This window comes from Erwinia papayae, assembly GCF_058241465.1.
Genome location: NZ_JBZCHT010000009.1, coordinates 1,125,103 through 1,144,049 on the forward strand (window position 1 = coordinate 1,125,103; position 18,947 = coordinate 1,144,049).

The following is an 18,947-nucleotide window of genomic DNA, read 5'->3' on the forward strand; positions in this document are numbered from 1 at the left end:
CCTGAATTGCGTTATCATCCTTTTAATATCGTGGTAAAATAAAATTCTGACCTCCGCAAAGGAGGGCAATAACCTCATTAATAACCGCAAAGGATATTTTTTATGAATACGATTTCCAGAAACGCCTCTTTCTCTGAAATAAAATCTGCCGCAAAAACTCTTGGACTTCAGGCGACTGAAACATCAGTCTGCTATGAATTATGGCAGGATGAACGCTATATGGGCGGGTTTCCGACTACGGCAATGCTGGCTGATAAAGTTAATCTGGAAATTGAAATATTGGAAATCAGCCGCGCGGAACTACAGGAAAAGCTGGCTAAGGAAACTCATGAACGCAACGCAGCCTTTGTGGAGGAACGTTCGCGGATTGAAAAAGCGCTTGGAGACGCATCCGAGGCGGCGGTCCTGAACCATGATCGCGTCATTGGCTACTGTCTCACGTCCCGTCGTAGCGGTCAGAGGATTGATGTTGCAACCGCGGTTACGCACGACGGCCAGCCGGTAGGCGTCAGTTCTCTGAAAATATCGCGCTCGCAGAAAAACCTTAACTTTGTGAGGGAAAACTGTTCCTCTCCCCTCCCCCCTAAACTTTACGATGGTAATATTTTCTATGTCATCAGTGATTGCGACGAATGATGTGTTCAGGGATTTGTGTCTTATTCTCAGACTGCATAAAGATAAGGACTATATTATAGAGTTGTTTAGTCGCAAGGGACGGGACGTCAGCAGAGCGAAAATCCACGGATGGAGCAAACGTGCGGGCGATTACAATAAAGATTTTCGGGCAATGCCAGAAGAGGCACTCAGGGATTTTATTGAGGCGGTGAAAGAAGATAAGCTTCTTGAAGATGATTAAAAGGCCCATCAGGGCCTTTTTTCTGCCTGTCCGGCAGTATAATGAATTTAACATCATCATTATTTACTAAGCTGCCTGAGCGGCAGTTCTGCTAACTTAACGCTCAATCATCTCAGGATCAATCCTTTTATGTGAGAATTACACAGAGCTGTAACTGAAATATTCAACCCGCTCGCATTGTTGATGGCCAGACACCGGGGCCGTCTTTCGTTTGGCCCGGTGGTTGTCAGTGGTGGGCCTTCCAGAGCCCGCCGCCGTCAGGGCCGGCCAGGGCAGATACGCTTAGCCCGTCACCGGACGCAGCAGTCCGGCACAGCCCGCCAGAAACAGCTGAATGCCCTCCACTTCGGCCCTCGCATATGACGGGCATACATCTCCCGCCATCAATGCCCGCCCCCTGCTCACACTTTCACTCGGGCCGGTCACCCGCAGCCGGGCGGAAAACGGAGCAGTCACGGGCGGACGCGCAAGCCGCACGCGCCGCCGGAGCGGACTGAATGTCCCGCGCACGGCGGGGAACGGGTGAGCAGGACGAGCATCAGCGTACCTTGACTGCGCAGTGGCCCGGCTAACGTGAAGGCACGGTGCTGGCACTGAAAAGAGGGACATCGCCTCAGTGGGCAGGCATTGAACCGGCGTCAGGCGAAGCCGGTACGCCAGGCACTTCCCGTCCCGGCGGTCTGCGTGACGGACGACGGTTAAACAGCGGAGCGCAGCGACGTCATCATTGCTGATGGCCGCACGAAGATGCCTGCGGTCGACCTGAAAGAGGGTGTATGCCAATGGCAACAGATATTGGATTTATTTAATGTGCCCGAATAAAAAAAAAAGACCCACATCAATACCGATGTGGGCCCGGATATATAATAATTATAGTGAAAAGCAAGGTAATTTCATTTTCCCTGGGCGTTGGCCCATGGAGTTATTATTCTTTTTTTCCGCCGGATAAAAAGGCCTCTTTGCAGTACGGTGAATTTTATGTAGGGCAAAAAATATGTAGGGGAATATTTATGGAACAAATCACATTACCGCCAGCATTAATAGAAATGTTCAGTAAAGATGACGTCGTTGGATGGGCGGTGAAGGACAAAAACTCGAACTTTGTCTACGTCAACAAGACGTTTAAAATCTGGCAGACCATATCAACCCGCTACGATTATGAGGGATTGAATATCAGTGACATTCCGGTGCCCGTTGCCGAATTTGCGGACATTTTCAATCAACAGGAACGGGAGATAGAACGCTCCGGCAGGCCGGTAAGAGCGATCACAACGCACATTCAGGGCAGGGAAAAAATCATGCAGCCCGCTTACAACGTGCAGGAGCCGCTGTTTGATGAGAACAATAACTGCATCGGTACCGTCATCAGCGTCAGACACGTGAATATTATTACTCCCCTCTCCCTGCTCAACGGAAAAATCAGCCAGCATGCGGTATTTGAATCACCGTCTGATTTATTTACGGAGAAGGAGTGGGAAATACTTTACCTCCTCATCTGTGGGTTAAAGATAAAGGAAATCAGCGGAATACTGGAGATTTCAGTTGACGCCGTAAACGGCAGATTGCGGAGCTGCTACAGAAAAACCGGCCTCAACTCGCTGTCGTCGCTGACAGAATACTGCCGGGACAATAACGTTGATAACTATATACCGAAAATATTCCTGCGAAAGGGACATATTGTTATAAAAGGATAATGATGGACTACTATTTCGGTCACTCTCTGTTTGCCTGGGCAATAAAAGACAGCGCATCCCGCTATGTGTACGCCAACCCACTGGCATGCCGGATTTTTAACATCGATGAGCAGGCGCTTGCGGGCTGTCTCGACACCGACCTGACGCCGGACATCGGTGAGTATTATCGTTGTATTCTGCATGACGACGAAAAGATTCTGGCCACGAACAAAATGAGCATCGCCATTAAAACATTCAGATACGGCGGACAAACCGATCTGAGGTCATTTATGGTTGAAAAACGGCCCTGGCGATTTACCGACGGCACTCCTGGCATTGCCTGCACCTGGATGGAGATAGCCAATATTTATCTGTCCACGTTCCTCAACCGGTACCACAGAAAACCGTTTGTTTTTACCCGCCCGACGGAGAGGTTCACAGACAGAGAGTGGGAGGTGATCCTGCTGCTTCTTTGCGGCGTCAGGTGCAACGCCATGCCTGAAATACTGGGTATCCGGTCATCAACGCTGCGTAACAGGCTGACACGATGCTATGACAAGTCCGCCGCTACAAGTCCCGCCACCCTTATCAGGCACTGTCAGCTGAACGGATGGGATAACTACATTCCCCCGTTCTTCCTGAAAAAAGGGCACGTACGACTGGTATAACCCGCTCGATGAACATACCTACTTATTCACAGAGTAAGTGGATAACCCGCCTCAGGAGATGTGGAAAGCGGGAACACATTGGGTTCGGGCCCCCTGAATCCGGGTCTTTGCCTGATCAGCATCCGGAATGGTTACTTTATGACCAGATATCCCGCCGCGCTCGCCGCAGAGAGACATCTTTATTCAACGGCAGCCTTCAGCAAGACCGCCGCACATATTTACCAGTGGCACTGTCCGTTAACGCTGTTATCGCTGGCATCGCCGCCCAGAGAGCCTCCACCATTGCCATTGTTGCTGCTGCCATTACACGCGGGGTTATTTCGATAAGCGTCGTAGGCTCCGCTTGCCGCTCCGACGAGGCCACCCACAGCGGCACCACCTGCTGCTCCCGGAATCGCACCCACACCATCAGCAGCAACGCCCATTATTGCACCCTGCACTGCGCCTTTGAAGGCACCGTCCTGCCCACCTCTGTATGCACCATTTCTGACCGCAGAAGAGCATCCCCCCTCATAGCCTGAGTTTGCATTGCCTCCTGAAACCATGGCGACCTCTGGCAGTGAAAGTTCCCTAATCATTTTAAAAGCCTCTTATCAGTAAGTTTCTTATTGATTTTTATTTCCACAAGAAAAGCCAGCATCACTGGAACTGAAACTATCAGGAAATTCGAAAGGGAAGGATTTTTTTTGCCTAAATCAGTAGCAATTTCAATAAAGTAAAATGAAAAAGCAGCAAAAATGATTCCCAGAACAACTATCATTCCAACTCTTTTCAAGATCATTCAGCCCCCCAGGGAAATTCACCCACGGATATTCATAACTAAAATTAATCGTGTCAGACCGTATCATTTGCCCTTGAAATGATGCATTCACTTCCAGAAACCCGACTAATATTAATCATTTTACGTTAACAATTAATTCTTTTTTTGTTAAAGATGTAAGATTTTTTAACATAAAACATTCAGTCATCAGTAACAAAATAGGAAACGGGTGCAGCTGTCATCTTATCAACAACCTGCGTCGACATCCGGTGCTGTACAGACTGCTCAGCAGACAGATAGAGCCGGCTGTCATCACTGTTGAGAGGATCCTTCAGCTGTTGTGCAGAAAAATCCGTGCAGTGACCGTAGATATTCATAAATAAATGGTTGTAGTTACTGAGGTAATCTTCAGTGATACGGATTTTTGACGGGGTTACATTTTTATCATCCAGGCTGCCCATCTGAGCCGGATGAATGATAAAAATGGCCTCCTTCATGGACTGCCGCTGATCGGCTGCGCAGTAAGGAATGGTTGCAGCAGAGGCCACCACCGACAGGTTGACGGTAGTCACGGGTAAGCGCGAACCACGGATGGCGTAATACATCGATAACGCCGAGTCCATATCTCCCCCGACACTGTTGAAATAGAGATAAACATGCTCTGCATTCACATACCGCTGATTAATTTCATCCAGTACCGACATAAAAGCCGCAGATTTCTTGATGGTAATCAGGCCGCTGAAGGTAACCTTTACCGTTTTCACATCTTTGAACATGGTGTTATCGGCCATCTGATAGGTATTGGCCATTGCCACAGAGGACAGGAGCATGGCCATCAACAGGGCGGCTGTTTTTTTATTCACTTGATTCTCCAGTTAAGAAAGGTGTTTATCACTGCCCGGGCAGGCCAAGACTGATGACCCGATCGGCAGAATTAATGGTCGATGGCCGGTGTGCGATGATGACCCGGGTGATATCCAGTGCGGCAATGGCGTTGTTAATCAGCATCTCATTGGTTTCGTCCAGGTGGCTGGTCGCTTCATCCATAAACAGGATACGGGGCTGGCGATACAGGGCCCGGGCGATGAAGATGCGCTGCCGCTGACCTCCTGATAATCCCTCTCCCAGTTCACCAATCAACGTCTCATATCCCATCGGCATGATGATAATGTCGTCGTGAATATGCGCCGCCCTGGCGCAACGTTCCAGTAGCGCCTCGTCGGGGTTTTCACAAAAACCGCTGATGTTATCCTTCAGTGAGCCGGAAAAAAGCCGGTCTTCCTGCAAAATGCAGGCTACCGCCTGCCTGAAGGTGGCAGCACCCAGCGTTTTGATATTTCTTCCTCCCGCCAGTACAGAGCCTTCTGTCGGTTCGGTGAGGCCACAAAGCACTTTCATCAGGGTACTTTTTCCACATCCGGATGGTCCGGTAATGGCCACGCTTTCGCCGGCATCAATATGCAGGTTCAGTCCGGTGAACACGGCAGGCGCGTGCGCATCGTAGCTGAACGTCAGCGACTGAGCAGTCAAAGACAGTGGGCCCTGCCCTGCCAGCGCGGATCTGCCTGACTCATCAGTCTCGGCTTCACTGAGTGCAATGTCAGCAATCCTCTCGTTGTGCACGGACAGCATCCTGAGCTGGATAAACAGTCCGGTCAGCGACAGTACACGGTCTGAAAACAACCCGCGAAAGGCACTGAAGGCAACAAATGCGCCCACCGTCATCTGATGGTCCATGACACGCGCGATGCCAAGCCAGAGGATCAGAACGTTATCGCAGGCGCTGATAAAGGCACTCAGCACGCTGAAGAGCATGTCAAAACGAGCAAGCCGGAAACCGGTGCTCACGCTCTCTGATACCTGGCTGAGCCAGTTCTGCCGACGCCGTTCAGTCAACCCCTGCGCCCTGACGGTAGCCACGCCAAACAGGGTTTCGGTGAACGACGAGGCCGCCCGACCATTTTTGACCAGCAGTTCTTCTGAGGTCTGCCGGTAGACCGGATAGAACAGCAACCGGATCAGCACGTAAAGCGCCGTGACCACCACCACCACGGCCGCGAGCCATCCGCCATAAAGGCACAACAGCACCAGCGCGCCTGCTGACATAATGCCGTCAGTCAGTGCCCCGGTAATATTGCGCGTGAACGTGGTCCTGATGGCATCCAGTGAACCGAATCTCGACTGAATGTCACCGGTATGCCGTTTCTCAAACCAGACGAGCGGCAGCCGCAGAAGGTGACGAAAAAGACCGTCCTTCCACTGGATGTCAGTCAGGGTGTTCATAATCAGCGACGTCCGGTTTCTTAAAACGCTCAGTCCGGCCTGTAACAACGTCAGCATCAGCAGGCAAAGACAAATCAACATCAGGAGGCCCCGGTCATCTGCCGGCACGGCGTGATCCATCACCATCTGTGTGCCAACAGGCAGCAGCAGTCCGATAAACTCAATGACCAGTGAGAGAGAGAAAATCACCGTCAGAGATGCGCGCAGGCCGGTAATATTTCTCGCAAGCCTTCCCGTATGAAGGCGCGTTCTCTGCCGGACCGGTGTAAATCCGGCATCCGGCCAGATTTCCAGCGCAACACCGGTAAAGTGCTCTGAAAGCTCCCGATGCCCCACAACCCTGCGCCCCACAGCCGGATCGTGTATGACGCAGCCCTCCTTTTTTACTTTCACCAGTACCACAAAATGGCTGAAATCCCAGTGCAGAATGCAGGGCAGCCGGATTTCCGGCAGGTCGTCCAGATCCAGAGACAACGGACGGGTGGCCATTCCGTTCCGGGTGGCAATCTCCATCAGCTCGGCCAGCGTGGCGCCGCGAGAGGAAATACCGTGAGCATGACGCAGCGTTAGCAGGTCTGTATCCCGACCAAACCACCCTGCAACCATCGCCAGGCAGGCCAGCCCACATTCAGCTGACTCGGTCTGTAGGATAAGAGGGAAACGTCTGCGAAAACGCAGATCAAGCCTCTCGCTCATCCATGACATCGCGTCTTTACTTTCCACTGGCAGGCCCCCCCGCGCTTTCAATCAGATCGTAAAAAGGTGACAGCACCCACTGATACAGTCGGCGGTTTTCAAGGAACAGCGTGGCGGATGCTTTCATCCCGTTTTCAGCGGGCAACTGACGTCCCTGCCAGGCAAAACGGCTGGATTCTGGCTCGACGCTGACGCGATACCATGTCTGTGGGTGCTGAGGATCGACACCGGGGGCGGAAGGATAGGTGGCCATCTCCTGAAACGTCGCGGGCACCCCAGCCACGGCAACAATATGACCGGGATAAAGGCCAAATTTTTCTGACGGGAATGCATCATACCGGATATTGACCCGCTCTCCCGGACGCAGAAACGGTACCGCGTTATCCGGAACCCACAGTACCAGCTGATAGCGGGATACGTTCCCGGGGATGATTTGCATCAACGCATCACCGGCACGGGTAACCTGACCGCTGGCGGTATTAACAGAGTCAATCTGCCCATCTGTTGGCGCGGTCACCACCAGTGTGCCTGCCGCCTCTGCATCCGTCAGCTGCCGGTTGAGATCGCTGCGCTGTATCTCAAGCTGGTATATCCGGTTATCGAAATCAGTGGACTGAGTCTGGATATTCCCCTCCAGTGACATCACCTGGAGGGCATTTTGCTCATTCTGGGTAACCAGCGCGAGCAGGTCATTTTGCTGTTGATAATAGAGGGCCGTCTGGCTGGTCAGCTGATCCTGAATAATCAGACCACGCCGATGATAATTACGGTAATTTTCCATACCCGACTTCATAATCTCCAGCCCCTGCTGAGACTGGCGAACGATATCTGAGGAATGCTTAAGCGCGTCTTCATAGCGTGCTTTTTGTGCCGTCAGGGTATCCAGTGTCACCTGCCGGTTCTGCCTGAGGCGGGCAATAATGCTCTCAACTGTAGCTATCTGGCCGCGGATGGTTTCCCGCTGACGTTCACTGACGCCGCCCGATAATGTGGTTCTGCTGACGTCGATATCCATCAGGGGTTGACCCTTTTTAACACGCTCTCCGGGCCAGACACGCTGCGTAATCACAAACCCCTGCGTTTCCGAAAAAAGCGTTACGGCGCGAGGAACGGATACCAGCTCTCCCCTGACGGTCACCCGGCGCGTGTAGGTTCCGGATATCAGCAGGCTGAGCAGACACAGAAAGAATACACCCGTGAATATGATAACAATGACGGGGGAAAGGGGGGGAATGAGCACGGCTTTCCCGGTCCATCGCCGTTTCCGGTGCTCCACCGCTTCCTCTCTGAACAGCATCCTTAATGACTCCTGATGAACATGGATAATGTCATCCCGTACGGCCGCATCAGAAAGGTTAATCACTGGAGAGCATAATGATATGAAAGACACATACCGAATCGGGGAATAAGACTATGACATATCTGACAATAACATGCGGGTTAGGTAACCAGAAAATACCGTCAGTTCCGGAAATATTCCATTTTATTGATGAGTAGAAAAGGACTGAGGGAGAATTTCGGCCTACCTGGTGGGTTAAAACGGCCCATTATCATAAAGGAATTAAATCCCCGGACATCTGACGCTCGCCGCAGTGGCGGCTGAGGCGTACCGCAGCAACGCGAGGAACGAACAGTCACAGCGAGGAAGCGTAGTATCACCACAACCGCAAAAAAAACCGGTCACGCCTGATCTTCATATTCACTCACCCTTACCTTTTGCATCGGTTTTTTCCCCATGTGCCAGTATGACACCACAGGCAAGCATAACTGACCACATCAGTTGCAGCAGAATCTTCAGGAGTAACGGTGGATTGTCTGTAAACAGCAGGGGAACGATGAGCAGGCTACTCCCCAACATGAGATATTCACCAATGTTTTTGCGAGAGGATGGCGACAGATGTTCCGCTCCGGTGACTTTAGAAAAACCAGCTCCGGAGCTGCCTCACTTATTTTCTCCACCAAACATCCTGTGCATATTTTTCCGCACAATCGAAGTCTCTTCCTGAGCGGGCGCAGGTGTGGAATTAACGGTGACAACGCGATGCTCCGCCATGAGCGCTGTCACCACATCCCTGATGTCCGCTTCATCGGGCTTCCAGCCGGTCGTCTGACGTATAAGACTCACCAGCTGGCCCGCCGTCATCGTCCCGTCAAAGAGGTTGGCCAGCAGCACCGGCAGGCGCCGGTCTATCTGATGCAGGGCACAACCGGCCAGCACTGCCGTACGAAGAAAATCCCCGCGCGTGCGCTGAGAAACGGACTCAATCACCTCAAGTCCGAGCGCATCCGTCTCCTCATCAGGATGCATGTACAGCGTGAATTTTCTTCTTTCCGTCACGGATCATTCCTCTTTTTCGAACAGGGCGATTTCACGGGCCAGCGCCAGCTGCGGCTCAGCTATGACAATAATGCGTTCTGACGCCAGATTCCATGCTTTACGCACCGCAGGTTCAATCAGCGCGGCACCGCCGCCCACAAGAAAGACGCGGTTGACGTTACGCCAGCGCGCCAGGTCGGTGACCACACGTGCACCGAGGCTCACGATTTCAGATTCGATGGCATCAACTACCGCACTGACCTGACTGGCCTCATTGATAACCTGGTCCAGAAATGCTGCATCGTGACGCTGCCTGACCACCGCATCTGCCACAAACGGGCTGGTTTCGCTGCCGGCATTGCGCAGGGCCGCCTGCGCCGCGCGCGTCACCATCGATACACCCATTCCCGGATTGCCGTAGATGGCGCTGACGTCTTCAAACTGGCCGACCAGCACGCCAGCGTCCAGGGTGGTGCCACCGAGGTCAATAACCAGCGAGGTTTCCAGCGGGCCGACCTGTAGCCTTGAGAGTTCACTGAACACCGCCGGCAACGACTCCGGCATCACCCTGACGTCGGTAATCCCGAAGGTTTTTCCCCGGTTCAGCGCGATGGGTCGCAGCAGGTTCTGCTTTTTACGGTTGATGTTTTCCTGGTTTTTCTGACAGTTTGCGTCGTAATACTCGCTGACAGGAAGCGTAACGGTCAGACTTACCCTTTGCGGTTCTAAGCCCGAGTTTAGTAACGCGTGATGAACGGCCAGAAGGTTTAAATCCCCGTACTGATATTCCACGTTTGTCGTAGTTACTGCATCCCTGCTGACGTTATCTGCTGTGTACCTGATGCCTCCGACCTGATAGTTGAAGGCTTTGCTGCCACTCAGCCCTTCAACTTTCCAGCCCGTGCGAAACGAGTTGGGTGAGACCAGCGTCCGCAGTTCCTCGCCGTCATACCATGCCAGTTTAACGCTGGTAGACCCGTCGTCACAGGTTATATGTTTCATTTTGCACCTTAGTAGTTACTCAATAAGAGTATACACCCTACTAAAATTCTTAAAAAGAGTCAATTAATATACTCAAAATGAGTATATTAAGTTTAAGGAAAATTTTTCATTGATCATTAGTTTACGCAAATTGCGTATCTTTAATTTTCTGGATTTTTTTGAGATGACAATATACTGTATATAAATACAGTATCGAGGTGATATTTTGAAAATCGTTCCAGTTTCTCCCGCTCCGGATGCACCGCAGTTGCGCATCCCCCTGTTTGCCGAGCCCTGCGCCGCCGGTTTTCCCAGTCCGGCGCAGGATTATATTGAGGCAGTGCTTGACCTGAATGAACTGTGTATCCGCCACCGCAGCGCGACCTATTTTGTGCGCGCTTCAGGAAACAGCATGCTGGATGCAGGCATTCGGGATGGCGACCTGCTGGTCGTGGACAAATCAGAGAAGCCCGTCCATGGCGATATCGTTATTGCCGCCGTTGACGGAGAGTTCACGGTAAAGGTGCTGCATTTAAGGCCGGCACTGGCGCTGTTACCGATGAATCCGTCTTTTCCCACTCTCTATCCGGAACCCGACGCGCTGGAGATTTTTGGCGTGGTGACCTGGTTCCTTCACGCCACGCGGGGGTGATCGATGTTTGCTCTCGTTGACGTCAACAGCTTCTACGCATCGTGTGAAAAGATATTCCGTCCTGATTTAAAAAATGAGCCCGTTATCGTTCTTTCGAATAACGATGGCTGTGTGATAGCCAGAAGCCCGGAGAGCAAAATTTTGGGTATAAAAATGGGCCAGCCTTGGTTCCAGATAAAAACCCAACATTTCCTGCGGCGCATACATGCTTTTTCCAGTAATTATTCGTTGTAGTAAGTTATGTGGAATGCAACATTCGCTGAGTAACTTTGAACAGCACAACTGCTGGCAGAGGTGAACGCAATGCTGATCCCACCTGATGAGCGTGTCCTGTTGCTGGCAGAGCGCTGGCTGAAGCTCTTATCCTACCAGGGACGGGTGCAGGACACACTGACCGCCTGCCGCAGTGCCCCACCATTATTTTGTGTTCTGCAGCCAGCGGCAGCTATGTACACCTGGCTGCATTCATCAGTCCGTAATTAACGGGCATGTATTTTCCGGCTATCAGCAGACTCTGTCCTGGCCTCTGTAACCGGTCCTGCCTGACTCATGGTCCCCGGTTCCGGCATCTCCTTCCCGGACTAAAGCACCCTCAGGTGGGGGGGGCTGGCTACGCAGCCCCCGGCGTGATCCCCCGTTTTTTCAGTGCCGGACGTTTCTGCTACAGTAGACCTCCGGCATTACCGGCATAAGGGACGGTCCCATGAAGCGACACGACATGAATACCACGTTGTTCAGCAGCGCCGGATTTGATCCGACGTCCGGCGTGCTGGAACTGGAATACCGCAACGGCAGCTGCCGCCGCTGGCTGGCCGTACCCGCACGGGTGTATCAGGGGTTCTGCGCCGCCGCTGACCCCGATGCATTTTTTCGCGGCAGCATAGACGGGCGCTACCTGTCGGTGCGTGGTCAGTGCGGCCCGCAGTAAAGCAGGGTAAGGAAGAGAATGAGTCAGGATAATAACCCGGTGGGGCACCTGGCTTGGTGCGGCAGGACCGCCAGGTGAGCACGCCTGCTCAGGAGACGCTGTTTCTGACGCGGTGGCTCGCTGTCGCTGAAAAACAGCGGCGCTTTAGTAAAGAGCTGGCGCCGGACATCCGGTGGCTGCTCCGTGAGGGGCGCGAAAAGGGCGTACACGCTGACCTGCCCGGTAAGCTGTAATACCTCTGGCTTACGGGCAGCGACGCGTTGATGGCACAGAACGACCTGTCCCGCCTGCAGCATGCCCTTCAGGCGCTGCAGATGGCCGGCTGGGTTTACAGGCTGCCTGATGAAGGTCAGTGGCAGGGCCGGCTTTCAGGCGGCCGCCCTCCCCGTCCGTATCACCGGCGACCTGAATGCCCTGGACTCCCTGCTGCAGCGGTCCGGCTGGCGGCGGGAACCGGACGGCAGTGACCCGCTGCTTTATTATCTTATCGCGCAGAGCAGAGAGTGTGAGAACACCACAGGCAGGCTGACTCCGTAAGCCTTTCCTGCTGCTCCCTCACGGCTGCGCTTATCATCTGCGCGCGGGCCGGTCATCATCTTGCAGATACAGATTCCTGTCACATAGCCGCCCGGGCGTGCCGCTCAGGGGATCCACCGCATAATGAAAACAGCACATCTGGCACGATAACCTGACGGATCATTATTTATAACCGGTACTGATGTGTCGCTGTCAGTAAAGTACCTTCATAAACCCTTCGGCGTGGATTCTTCGCCGGACCTGATTGCCTGATGTTTTGAACCGTCTGTATCCAGGTACATCTTTAGTGCTTATCCGGCCCCCCTTCCCGTATGCGGGTTCAGGAACAGGCCGGTTAACCCTGCCCGCACTCTGTATAAATGTGGAACTGTTTTAAACCGTAAGTACCCTTCCGCGGCCTGTTCTGGGGTAAATTTTTAAGGGCCAAATAAAAGTATAAAGCAGGGTGTTCTTTGGCAGTTAATACAGCAGCCGGGAATTGTGCGCATAAAATCAGGCAGATAGCCGGAATTTATCAGTGCGGCGGAAATCTGAAGGATGCAAAGCGCAGTGTCGACCTCGCCCTCCGTGAGCTTGGGTACCTGAACCGGAAACAGCCGGAGTTGCAAATCATCAGCTGGGAACAGCTGCGTTTATCGCTGGCTTTATACCTTAACTGCTGCAGTGATATACGCTGGTTAACCGTCATCAAATACGCCAGAGCAAAAGCAGGTTCACGCCGGGCTGCCGCAGTTCACAACCTGAAAAAAAATCAGCCCGTTACAACCGTAAGCGCCAGTTAAGACCGTATAACGCAGCCATGTTCCCGCATCCACACCCGTTCAGGCGACAGGTGCCTATCAGCGAAAAGAGGATTGCCGCACGTTCTCCACCTTTGTCTGAACCGGCAGGCAGCCAGTTCTTCCGTCCCTGGACGACGGGCAGGGCGTCATTAAACCGCAGGCTGAATGCAGTGATCCCAGGCCTTCTGGTGTAAGGCGTATTTTGTCCCTGGCAGAAAGCACGGGCAGAAACGGAAGGCGGTGTGAACGTGACGCTTAGATAACCGCAGGGATTTCAGTGAGTCAGTATGCCGGCAGCGGACCAGTGAATACCGGAGAGTTGTGCAGTTATGCGTATTTTCCTGCACTGCCAGCGCATGTAATTTACTCAATGGCAATACGCATGAACTATAATCACCAATAAGGCCTGGGTTATACTGGGTCATAACGGGTGTTTTTTCACTGATATATCAGCAGGCAACAATCACGCTCAGGGAAATATGATGGATGACGCAGATTTAGCACATGAAGTTCAGGAGGCACTGATTGCTTCGGCCCTGTCAGCCCGGAAACCCGGTCTGAAGAGTCCGGATGGCAGGTGTATCTGGTGCAGGGATGAAGCGGCCGTGGCGGGTACGGCTTTCTGTTCTGCTGAGTGCGGAGAAGACTACGTCAGAAACGAGCATCAGATGAAACAACGTTATATCCCGTCTAAATACCTGCCGGATAATGCCGGTAATAAATGATTCAGGATCGCGCTACCCGACGTTCTTTTCGTAATTTTATTCCCCTTTTTCAGCTTGCCCGAAACCTTCACCGTCAGCACATCTCCCCCGGCGCGTTCTGAATTTTCGGGACAGTCGGATTATGGGCGTGAAGGTGCCTGCAGCACGTTGATGTTATCCGGCTGGACCGGTTCCGGCCTGATGGGGAGGCTGCCTGCGCACTCAGCGCAACGGTGTCAGACGCTGGTGTCAGGTCTTCTGCTCTACCCGCCACGGGGGAAGCCTTCAGGCGTCCGGCATCTTTCCTTTAACCGGACACGTCTGACCTGGCGGGGAGCACGCATGTAATGACCGGATCGCCGGAGGGGGAGTATATTGCATCAGCTGCCGGTGAATACAGCTGGCTGCTGATGTTATCCACAAAAATGGTGGATAATTTATGTACAACTCTCTGCAGGCGGCATCAGGCTTGACATCGAGCCTTTGCCGGACAGCAGGTAAGACCCCGGCCGGTAGTGGCCGCGAACAATAAGTCCCTTGTTCCCGCCACTGAGTATACAGCCACAAGCGGCATGTCAGAACGCTTACCGCACCTGGTGCAACATCAGGCAGCAGCCGGCGAGTCTGCCGTATCCCGGCCTTAATCCCCGAGCCACGAGGGTTTTCGGCAAACGGAGCCGGTGACAGCCTGCTGCCGGTCCTGCCTGCTTCATTGCGAAAACATCCGGCTTTCCGGTGAATCGTGAATTTTCACCGGTATCCTTTTCAGAAAAAGCATGTCAGGACAGCACGCTTCTGAAGATAACCGAAGTAGGAAGCGGCCAGTTTTTTTCCTGATGACTGTGCGCATTTCAGGATGGCCGGGAGTTTTTTCAGAGCGAGCCCGTAGGCACAGCATGCATGGGGGGGGTAAGATCGGCTTTTTAACCGGGGCAGACGCTATGAAAAACGTGGTACTGAGCATGCTGGCTAAAATTTCACACATTGATGCCGGCATGAAACAGCTGACAGCACGCATTGAGGCACAGTCGCTGCTGATCAGCGCACTTGTTCTGGCGGTGAGCCGGGAGGGTGGCGTAACGGAGATGATTGAAAGTGCGAACAAGGCCATCAATACCGTGATTGACTCCGCAGAAACCGATGAACTGCTTAAATCCGATGCCGCTATCCTGTTAGGCGAGCTGCAGGCTCTGCTGAGCATTTCCGCGGCGGTCGACAGTGCGGATGATGAAATCAATCATCAGGCCCTTGATAAGCTGACCGGCGTGACGTCTCTGGAACAGGAATAACGTTCAGTCTGGCAACAGCCAGCCTTTATGTCCGTTGCCGGACGCGGGCTGAAGACCGTCTGTGAATGTCTGACGGGCACGGCCGTGCGGGTAACCCCACCTCTGTTTATCTGCCGCTGTGCTTCCCTGCGTGCCGGGTTGCGCAGGCAGGCACAGGGGCAGGCTGTTCACACGACCGTCGCGGAGCCGCGCCATAGACATAAAAAAACCCGCCATCCTGACGGGCGAACCAGTAAAAAAGTTCAGAATAACTCGTCGTGCCCGGGTTTCAGAAACAGGCACAGGATAATTCTGATACAAATAAGCGGATACGCAAGCGAACCGGCAGGAATGACCGCGCCGGTCATGCCGCACGTTCGGACCGGCTGCAGCATCTCACCGGAGGGGCGATATGAGGCAAAAAAAACCCGCCAGCGGCGGGGAAATTCGTTACGGGAAGTCTCCCGATATTATTCTGACCTCAGAAAAATAGTTAAGTTCATCAGAAGGTTAGTGACGGACACTGATAGTTCAGGGCGGCAATCAGTGGGAAAGGTTCCGGGCGAGGAAGCAACACGCCGGCACCCGCACTGTCAGGCTTCATGCCGGCAGTCGTCCGCCTCAGGATGTGTCGCCGTTTCCCCGGCGGTCAGGATGCCGTGCTGCTGCCCGCCGGACTGCGCTTAAATTTACGGTTGAACATACAGCCGCAGAGGCTACCATTGAGGTCAGAGTCCTCCGGCAGATACCGGCACGGCCGGCATCTGCCCTCACTGAAACCAGGAATGCAGTGTCATGTACAGAACAGAAGATGAAAAACGGGCAGATGAAAAGCTCGGCGAGGCGGTACTTTTTTTACTCAGCGAGGAAATGCCCGTTAATGAGGCCGCGCTGCTGTGCAGGCTGCAGGAGATGCTGATGACCGAAAAGGATGCCGCCGGCCGGAAGGCAACCTTTTCTGCCATCCGTAAAGCTGAAGCAGCGCTGTGCATGCAGGAAAAGGAAAACGGCCGGGTCATGAACGGTTCTGATGCCCCGGAATGCGCCAGCGCATACAGGCACTGAAGCACCGGCCATCCGGCTGTGCTTCAGCCGGTAAATGACATGATCAGTCCGTGCCGCCTGCGACGACGCGGATTGCCTGGCCGTAAAGCTTTTTACGGCCGTCCACCGACCGGGCCTCCTGCTGCTTCAGAAAAGTCAGTATCTCCTGCTCATCTATCTCTTTACCTGATTTCAGCAGGCTTGAGACGGCATGCCCTATTACTGACTGAACGCTTTCCTCATTATCCTGACTGGCGGTACCCAACTCAGACTCCTGGGACATAAATGTCCTGCTCTTATCACCGGAAACGACGTCATTTATCCCGCCCGGCGGGTTTATGATGCCTTCCGTACCGGACGGAAAGCGGTAAAAAGTGTCAGGCCCGGGCGCGCACCAGCCTTTCCCGCAGCGCGGCGACCCGCGACGTCAGCTCACTCAGGTCGTCACAGGCCGTATCCATCACCGACACCATGTCCGCCGGCACGCCGGCAGCCGTAATCTTCAGCCGGCGGCCCTGCTCCGTCAGGAAAACCAGCACGCGGCGTTCATCATGCTGCGTGTCACGCTGCCTGGACAGAATGCCGGACTGCTCCAGGCGTTTCAGGAGCTGGCTGAGCGTGCCCGAGTCCAGCAGGACACGCGTGCCGACCTCGGAGACCGTGAGGCCATCCTTTTCCCACAGCACCAGCAGCACCAGGTACTGCGGATAGGTCAGCCCCAGCGGCTTCAGCCGGGGCTGATAAAGTTTCGTCATGGCAAGCGACGCGGAGTAAAGCGCAAAGCACAGAAACTGATCTATGGTTTCGGGAGCCGCATCAGGGCTTCCTGGTGTTTCATCTTTCATATCGTCACTTCTTCCGGTCAGAGCCACTTCTTTCAGGCGGTACGGCTGAGGCAGGCACGGGTACTCAGGGAGCTGGATAATTTCAGACAGGCAGTCAGTTCCCCCGACAGGACAGGCCGCCGCCGCTGTGCGGCCCATTGAGGCGCGCACAGTATTGAGTCAGATTAAATTGATGTCAACGTTAAGCGGTCCCTTAGTGGTATGCGTCACATATAAACCGTATTGACAGCCAGGATATGTTTATCTGCTTAATGTGCTGATCACCTCAGGCAAAAGGATTGTGAGTTACCCCGATTGCTGTATTTTTCTCCGTTTATGCCGATAACACAGTTAACACCAGGCCTCCTCTTTCCGGATAACGAGAAAATACATGAAAATATCTACGCGACTTGCATCAGGTTTCGGCCTGCTTATTCTGCTTTTTATACTCTGTACCGGCATCGCACTTAACGCACTGAGTAAGGCAAGCGACGGCATGGACGACGCCGTCAACGTCAAAATGAAAAAGTACCAGCTGGTACTGGACATGCGCGGGGGCCTGAGGGATATGGGTATCGCGGTCCGTAATATGGCTCTGCTGACCGACCCTCAGGCCATGAAACCGGAGTGGGAGCGTCTGCAGAAACAGAAACTTCTCTATATTGAAAACCGGCGCGCTCTGGATGAGATGATGAAAGCGGACTCTGTGCCGCAGGGCCGCGAAGTATTCAGCCAGATAGCTGAAGCTGAAGGTCCGGCACTGGCTGCGCTCGAGCAGGCGGGCCAGCTCGGGCTGGCTAACCGTGCTCAGGAAGCCACCGATTACCTCATGAAGGTCACGCGTCCGGCGCAGAGCACGCTGCTGAAAGCCCTGAACGACATGACGCAGATTCAGATGAAAAACACCCAGTCCGCCGTTGAGCAGAACAGCCGGTCAGTCGACCGCGCATCGCTGATACTGGTGTTACTTGCGGCCGCATCCGTGCTCGTGGCGGCCGGAACCTGCGTAATGACTATTCGTGTGCTGATGCGTCAGCTGGGCGGGGAACCGGCACAGGCGCAGGCGCTCGCGGCCACTATCGCCGCCGGCGACCTGACCACGCTGGTCACGCTGCGCCGTAACGACACCGGTAGCCTGCTCGCCTCACTTGACGGTATGCAGGCGAACCTTCGCGGTCTGGTCTCGCAGATTAAAGACGCCTCCGCCTCAGTGGCGCTGGCCGCGGATGAAATTTCGCAGGGCAATACCGAGCTTTCCTCACGCACCGAGCAGCAGGCCGCCGCCCTGCAGGAAACGGCCGCCAGCATGGAGCAGCTTACCGCCACGGTGAAAAGCAACACGGCGGGCGCGCAGAAGACCGCAGACTCAGCCCGTGAGACTGCGTCGCTTGCGCGTACCGGCGAAGCGGACGTACAGCGCATGTCGGAAACCATGAATGCCATCTCGCTGAGCGCATCAAAGGTAAGGGACATTACCGCCGTGATTGAGAGCATCGCCTTCCAGACCAACATCCTGGCCCTCAACGCGGCGGTGGAAGCCGCACGGGCCGGCGAAGAGGGTCGGGGATTTGCCGTGGTGGCCGGCGAGGTCAGGACGCTGGCCCAGCGCAGCGCCACCGCCGCGCGTGATATCAAGCAGCTGATTGAGCAGGCCGTGGAGCAGGTGGAAAGTGGCGTGGAGGTGGCGGCAGGTACCGGCCATAGCATCCTTAAAATTGTCGGCATGGTGGGTGAGCTGGCGGAGGCCATGGACAACATTTCGCTGGCCTCATCCGAGCAGATGCATGGCATCTCACAGGTCAGCGTTGCCGTCAGCCAGATGGATGGCGTCACGCAGAACAACGCCGCGCTGGTTGAGGAGTCCTCGTCAGCGTCACAGTCACTGTCTGAGCAGGCGCACGCGCTGCGCGGCATGGTAGAGACGTTCAGGGTATAAGCCGGTCTGAATGACGGCCGTCTCTTCACCTTATTACC

23 protein-coding genes and 2 pseudogenes are annotated in these 18,947 nt (G+C 54.0%); 14 read left to right on the forward strand and 11 right to left on the reverse strand.

The genetic code is table 11. The features are described 5' to 3' along the window. Nucleotides 1–102 precede the first annotated feature (102 nt). Both AC3RPL_RS10125 and AC3RPL_RS10130 read left to right on the forward strand, forming a co-directional pair. On the forward strand, nucleotides 103–636 hold the full coding sequence (locus tag AC3RPL_RS10125) for a hypothetical protein (RefSeq protein ID WP_490739925.1): 534 nt from the start codon (nucleotides 103–105) through the stop codon (nucleotides 634–636). After that, entirely contained in the window at nucleotides 611–856 is a 246-nt protein-coding gene (locus AC3RPL_RS10130; RefSeq protein ID WP_490739926.1) for a hypothetical protein, read from the forward strand. The genes AC3RPL_RS10125 and AC3RPL_RS10130 overlap by 26 nt, the downstream gene beginning before the upstream one ends. A gap of 222 nt (nucleotides 857–1,078) precedes the next feature. Here AC3RPL_RS10130 and AC3RPL_RS10135 read toward each other — a convergent pair. Next, a pseudogene (locus AC3RPL_RS10135) lies at nucleotides 1,079–1,312 on the reverse strand (DUF1281 domain-containing protein); the annotation flags it as partial. 128 nt (nucleotides 1,313–1,440) lie between these two features. Between AC3RPL_RS10135 and AC3RPL_RS10140 the strand changes: the two are divergent. The 3 genes from AC3RPL_RS10140 to AC3RPL_RS10150 all read left to right on the forward strand — a co-directional run bounded on the left by AC3RPL_RS10140 (nucleotide 1,441) and on the right by AC3RPL_RS10150 (nucleotide 3,197). Next, nucleotides 1,441–1,590, forward strand: coding sequence for a hypothetical protein (locus AC3RPL_RS10140; RefSeq protein WP_490739927.1), 150 nt, complete (start codon nucleotides 1,441–1,443; stop codon nucleotides 1,588–1,590). A gap of 276 nt (nucleotides 1,591–1,866) precedes the next feature. Continuing rightward, entirely contained in the window at nucleotides 1,867–2,550 is a 684-nt protein-coding gene (locus AC3RPL_RS10145) for a helix-turn-helix transcriptional regulator (protein ID WP_490739928.1), read from the forward strand. Nucleotides 2,551–2,552: 2 nt separating this feature from the next. Next, complete coding sequence (locus AC3RPL_RS10150) at nucleotides 2,553–3,197, forward strand: PAS domain-containing protein (RefSeq protein WP_490739929.1); 645 nt, start codon at nucleotides 2,553–2,555, stop codon at nucleotides 3,195–3,197. 218 nt (nucleotides 3,198–3,415) lie between these two features. Here the strand turns inward: AC3RPL_RS10150 and AC3RPL_RS10155 are convergent, their stop codons facing one another. The 8 genes from AC3RPL_RS10155 to parM all read right to left on the reverse strand — a co-directional run bounded on the left by AC3RPL_RS10155 (nucleotide 3,416) and on the right by parM (nucleotide 10,255). Beyond that, a complete protein-coding gene (locus AC3RPL_RS10155) occupies nucleotides 3,416–3,775 on the reverse strand; it encodes a hypothetical protein (RefSeq protein ID WP_490739930.1) in 360 nt (119 codons plus the stop codon). Continuing rightward, a complete protein-coding gene (locus AC3RPL_RS10160; protein ID WP_490739931.1) occupies nucleotides 3,772–3,978 on the reverse strand; it encodes a hypothetical protein in 207 nt (68 codons plus the stop codon). The genes AC3RPL_RS10155 and AC3RPL_RS10160 overlap by 4 nt, the downstream gene beginning before the upstream one ends. Before the next feature lie 179 nt (nucleotides 3,979–4,157). Next, nucleotides 4,158–4,820 (reverse strand): ATP-dependent Clp protease proteolytic subunit, encoded by a 663-nt coding sequence (locus tag AC3RPL_RS10165; protein ID WP_490739932.1) that lies wholly within the window; start codon nucleotides 4,818–4,820, stop codon nucleotides 4,158–4,160. A 28-nt stretch (nucleotides 4,821–4,848) separates the two neighbouring features. Continuing rightward, complete coding sequence (locus AC3RPL_RS10170) at nucleotides 4,849–6,945, reverse strand: peptidase domain-containing ABC transporter (RefSeq protein WP_490740665.1); 2,097 nt, start codon at nucleotides 6,943–6,945, stop codon at nucleotides 4,849–4,851. 7 nt (nucleotides 6,946–6,952) lie between these two features. Continuing rightward, on the reverse strand, nucleotides 6,953–8,233 hold the full coding sequence (locus tag AC3RPL_RS10175; protein WP_490739933.1) for an HlyD family secretion protein: 1,281 nt from the start codon (nucleotides 8,231–8,233) through the stop codon (nucleotides 6,953–6,955). Between the two features lie 402 nt (nucleotides 8,234–8,635). Next, nucleotides 8,636–8,794, reverse strand: coding sequence for a hypothetical protein (locus AC3RPL_RS10180; RefSeq protein ID WP_490739934.1), 159 nt, complete (start codon nucleotides 8,792–8,794; stop codon nucleotides 8,636–8,638). 84 nt (nucleotides 8,795–8,878) lie between these two features. Continuing rightward, on the reverse strand, nucleotides 8,879–9,274 hold the full coding sequence (locus AC3RPL_RS10185; protein WP_490739935.1) for a plasmid partitioning/stability family protein: 396 nt from the start codon (nucleotides 9,272–9,274) through the stop codon (nucleotides 8,879–8,881). Between the two features lie 3 nt (nucleotides 9,275–9,277). Beyond that, nucleotides 9,278–10,255 carry a plasmid segregation protein ParM domain-containing protein gene (gene parM / locus AC3RPL_RS10190; protein WP_490739936.1) on the reverse strand — a complete coding sequence of 326 codons (978 nt, stop codon included), beginning with the start codon at nucleotides 10,253–10,255 and terminating at the stop codon, nucleotides 9,278–9,280. Nucleotides 10,256–10,457: 202 nt separating this feature from the next. On the opposite strand from parM, the gene umuD reads away from it, so the two are divergent. The 8 genes and pseudogenes from umuD to AC3RPL_RS10230 all read left to right on the forward strand — a co-directional run bounded on the left by umuD (nucleotide 10,458) and on the right by AC3RPL_RS10230 (nucleotide 16,170). Further along, nucleotides 10,458–10,886: a translesion error-prone DNA polymerase V autoproteolytic subunit gene (umuD, locus tag AC3RPL_RS10195; protein WP_490740666.1), complete on the forward strand. Its 429-nt coding sequence runs from the start codon at nucleotides 10,458–10,460 to the stop codon at nucleotides 10,884–10,886. Nucleotides 10,887–10,889: 3 nt separating this feature from the next. After that, nucleotides 10,890–11,117 (forward strand): annotated as a pseudogene (locus AC3RPL_RS10200) (Y-family DNA polymerase); the annotation flags it as partial. 472 nt (nucleotides 11,118–11,589) lie between these two features. Beyond that, nucleotides 11,590–11,814, forward strand: coding sequence for a KTSC domain-containing protein (locus AC3RPL_RS10205; RefSeq protein ID WP_490739937.1), 225 nt, complete (start codon nucleotides 11,590–11,592; stop codon nucleotides 11,812–11,814). Between the two features lie 74 nt (nucleotides 11,815–11,888). Further along, on the forward strand, nucleotides 11,889–12,047 hold the full coding sequence (locus tag AC3RPL_RS10210; RefSeq protein ID WP_490739938.1) for a DUF2913 family protein: 159 nt from the start codon (nucleotides 11,889–11,891) through the stop codon (nucleotides 12,045–12,047). Nucleotides 12,048–12,156: 109 nt separating this feature from the next. Continuing rightward, nucleotides 12,157–12,351, forward strand: a complete 195-nt coding sequence (locus tag AC3RPL_RS10215; RefSeq protein ID WP_490739939.1) for a hypothetical protein — start codon at nucleotides 12,157–12,159, stop codon at nucleotides 12,349–12,351. A gap of 1,261 nt (nucleotides 12,352–13,612) precedes the next feature. Then, nucleotides 13,613–13,858, forward strand: coding sequence for a hypothetical protein (locus AC3RPL_RS10220; RefSeq protein ID WP_490739940.1), 246 nt, complete (start codon nucleotides 13,613–13,615; stop codon nucleotides 13,856–13,858). A gap of 920 nt (nucleotides 13,859–14,778) precedes the next feature. After that, nucleotides 14,779–15,126, forward strand: a complete 348-nt coding sequence (gene iraP, locus AC3RPL_RS10225) for an anti-adapter protein IraP (protein WP_490739941.1) — start codon at nucleotides 14,779–14,781, stop codon at nucleotides 15,124–15,126. A 774-nt stretch (nucleotides 15,127–15,900) separates the two neighbouring features. Further along, nucleotides 15,901–16,170 (forward strand): hypothetical protein, encoded by a 270-nt coding sequence (locus tag AC3RPL_RS10230; RefSeq protein WP_490739942.1) that lies wholly within the window; start codon nucleotides 15,901–15,903, stop codon nucleotides 16,168–16,170. 43 nt (nucleotides 16,171–16,213) lie between these two features. Here the strand turns inward: AC3RPL_RS10230 and AC3RPL_RS10235 are convergent, their stop codons facing one another. After that, nucleotides 16,214–16,432 (reverse strand): hypothetical protein, encoded by a 219-nt coding sequence (locus AC3RPL_RS10235; RefSeq protein ID WP_490739943.1) that lies wholly within the window; start codon nucleotides 16,430–16,432, stop codon nucleotides 16,214–16,216. 94 nt (nucleotides 16,433–16,526) lie between these two features. Further along, entirely contained in the window at nucleotides 16,527–16,994 is a 468-nt protein-coding gene (locus AC3RPL_RS10240; RefSeq protein WP_490739944.1) for a MarR family winged helix-turn-helix transcriptional regulator, read from the reverse strand. 370 nt (nucleotides 16,995–17,364) lie between these two features. On the opposite strand from AC3RPL_RS10240, the gene AC3RPL_RS10245 reads away from it, so the two are divergent. Beyond that, on the forward strand, nucleotides 17,365–18,909 hold the full coding sequence (locus tag AC3RPL_RS10245) for a methyl-accepting chemotaxis protein (RefSeq protein ID WP_490739506.1): 1,545 nt from the start codon (nucleotides 17,365–17,367) through the stop codon (nucleotides 18,907–18,909). The last annotated feature ends 38 nt before the right edge of the window (nucleotides 18,910–18,947 follow it).

What these genes read in the sequence shown, in the direction of transcription:
- AC3RPL_RS10125 (WP_490739925.1), top strand. Translation starts at nt 103, where the DNA reads ATGAATACGATTTCCAGAAACGCCTCTTTCTCTGAAATAAAATCTGCC.
- AC3RPL_RS10130 (WP_490739926.1), top strand. Translation starts at nt 611, where the DNA reads ATGTCATCAGTGATTGCGACGAATGATGTGTTCAGGGATTTGTGTCTT.
- AC3RPL_RS10145 (WP_490739928.1), top strand. Translation starts at nt 1,867, where the DNA reads ATGGAACAAATCACATTACCGCCAGCATTAATAGAAATGTTCAGTAAA.
- AC3RPL_RS10150 (WP_490739929.1), top strand. Translation starts at nt 2,553, where the DNA reads ATGGACTACTATTTCGGTCACTCTCTGTTTGCCTGGGCAATAAAAGAC.
- AC3RPL_RS10155 (WP_490739930.1), bottom strand. Translation starts at nt 3,775, where the DNA reads ATGATTAGGGAACTTTCACTGCCAGAGGTCGCCATGGTTTCAGGAGGC.
- AC3RPL_RS10160 (WP_490739931.1), bottom strand. Translation starts at nt 3,978, where the DNA reads ATGATCTTGAAAAGAGTTGGAATGATAGTTGTTCTGGGAATCATTTTT.
- AC3RPL_RS10170 (WP_490740665.1), bottom strand. Translation starts at nt 6,945, where the DNA reads ATGTCATGGATGAGCGAGAGGCTTGATCTGCGTTTTCGCAGACGTTTC.
- AC3RPL_RS10175 (WP_490739933.1), bottom strand. Translation starts at nt 8,233, where the DNA reads ATGCTGTTCAGAGAGGAAGCGGTGGAGCACCGGAAACGGCGATGGACC.
- AC3RPL_RS10180 (WP_490739934.1), bottom strand. Translation starts at nt 8,794, where the DNA reads ATGTTGGGGAGTAGCCTGCTCATCGTTCCCCTGCTGTTTACAGACAAT.
- parM (WP_490739936.1), bottom strand. Translation starts at nt 10,255, where the DNA reads ATGAAACATATAACCTGTGACGACGGGTCTACCAGCGTTAAACTGGCA.
- AC3RPL_RS10205 (WP_490739937.1), top strand. Translation starts at nt 11,590, where the DNA reads ATGAAGCGACACGACATGAATACCACGTTGTTCAGCAGCGCCGGATTT.
- AC3RPL_RS10215 (WP_490739939.1), top strand. Translation starts at nt 12,157, where the DNA reads ATGAAGGTCAGTGGCAGGGCCGGCTTTCAGGCGGCCGCCCTCCCCGTC.
- AC3RPL_RS10220 (WP_490739940.1), top strand. Translation starts at nt 13,613, where the DNA reads ATGATGGATGACGCAGATTTAGCACATGAAGTTCAGGAGGCACTGATT.
- iraP (WP_490739941.1), top strand. Translation starts at nt 14,779, where the DNA reads ATGAAAAACGTGGTACTGAGCATGCTGGCTAAAATTTCACACATTGAT.
- AC3RPL_RS10230 (WP_490739942.1), top strand. Translation starts at nt 15,901, where the DNA reads ATGTACAGAACAGAAGATGAAAAACGGGCAGATGAAAAGCTCGGCGAG.
- AC3RPL_RS10235 (WP_490739943.1), bottom strand. Translation starts at nt 16,432, where the DNA reads ATGTCCCAGGAGTCTGAGTTGGGTACCGCCAGTCAGGATAATGAGGAA.
- AC3RPL_RS10240 (WP_490739944.1), bottom strand. Translation starts at nt 16,994, where the DNA reads ATGAAAGATGAAACACCAGGAAGCCCTGATGCGGCTCCCGAAACCATA.
- AC3RPL_RS10245 (WP_490739506.1), top strand. Translation starts at nt 17,365, where the DNA reads ATGAAAATATCTACGCGACTTGCATCAGGTTTCGGCCTGCTTATTCTG.